This is a genomic window from Flagellimonas taeanensis, assembly GCF_003584105.1.
GTDB classification, from domain to species: domain Bacteria; phylum Bacteroidota; class Bacteroidia; order Flavobacteriales; family Flavobacteriaceae; genus Flagellimonas; species Flagellimonas taeanensis.
In genome coordinates this window covers 1-263 of the sequence record NZ_QXFO01000002.1, presented here as the reverse complement: position 1 = coordinate 263, position 263 = coordinate 1, and the positions used below count along the sequence as shown (strand labels likewise).

The window sequence follows — 263 nt, the reverse complement described above, 5'->3', positions numbered from 1 at the left end:
GCAGGACAGCCCATCGACCCCCTTTGCCAATGCCCGGTTGAGGCTCCGAATGTCGGCGGGCGTGCTCGTGAAAACGAACTGCCCGCCCTTCTCCATGGCCATATCAAACAGGGCTTTTTCTGACACGGTGGAGGGTGAAAAAAGGACAACGCGAGCTTGCTGGCCCTTGTTCTGGCCGTCCCATTTAGCCCCCTCCACCATGACCGACAAAACGCCCTTTTTCCCGCGTTTTTTTGTCGCTGACAGCCGCACACCCTTGACCA

1 protein-coding gene is annotated in these 263 nt (G+C 58.2%); it reads right to left on the bottom strand.

Going from position 1 to position 263, the window contains the following annotated elements:
- Nucleotides 1-263 (bottom strand): hypothetical protein (locus D2V93_RS18570; RefSeq protein WP_182849907.1); only part of this gene is annotated, 263 nt, incomplete at both ends.